We start from the raw sequence: 932 nt of genomic DNA on the forward strand, positions 1-932 counted from the left end.
GACTACTGAAAAGGAGAGCTTGGCAGTCTAATCGAGACTAGCAAAATAAATAACATGACAAACTGGTGTATCAATATTCAATTGCCGATGTCGGAAAAACTGTATCAAAATTCAATTGCCGTTGACACTTTACCGAGACCCGGGCGGGCAAGCATGCCCGGGAGTTTCTCGGCAACTGGCAGGGCAGCATCCTCGTTGATGACTTCGCGGGCTATAACGCGCTCTTTACCCAAGGCATCACCGAGCTGGGTTGCATGGCGCATGCAAGACGCAAGTTTCACGACCTGTATGAAGCCAACCAGAGTGAGATCGCTCGACAGGCGCTCGTCATCATCGGCCACCTCTATGACATTGAGCGGGAGGCTAAAGACCTAGAACCAGATGCACGATGGCGAATACGCCAGGCTAAAGCCAAACCCATCATGGATAAGTTTCACGGATGGCTCACTCTGCAACGCAGTAAAGCAACGAATGGCACGGCCATTGCGCGAGCGCTGGACTATACGCTCAAGAGATGGGATGCATTGGTGCGCTATCTCGAGAACGGTCGCATCCCGATCGACAACAACCATGTCGAGAATCGGATTCGTCCGATCGCCATCGGCCGGGCTAACTGGCTATTTGCCGGATCGCTCAGAGCCGGGCAGCGTGCGGCAGCCGTCATGAGTCTCATCCAATCGGCCAAGCTCAATGACCTGGATCCGTACGCCTATCTCAAAGATGTAATGAATCGGCTACCCACGCAGCCCTATCGCCAGATCACGGATCTCCTGCCACACAATTGGCAGCCACAGACGAACTAATCGTAACGGTCCGGTTAATACCGTCTTTTTATTAGTGCACTAAATCTTCAAAATAGGTCCCCACGTAAACTTAAATGGGGACTTAACTTGGATGACACTAAGCCCGAGCCTTTACCGCCCGCCAAACGG

Annotated in this window: 1 pseudogene; it reads left to right on the top strand. The window is 52.3% G+C overall.

Features of this window, described 5'->3' with window-relative positions:
- Positions 1–128: 128 nt before the first annotated feature.
- Positions 129–803, top strand: a pseudogene (gene tnpC / locus G3I67_RS14900) (IS66 family transposase); the annotation flags it as partial.
- Positions 804–932: the final 129 nt, after the last annotated feature.

The organism is Sheuella amnicola, from assembly GCF_010499255.1.
Classification (GTDB): Bacteria; Pseudomonadota; Gammaproteobacteria; order Burkholderiales; family Burkholderiaceae_B; genus Zwartia; species Zwartia amnicola.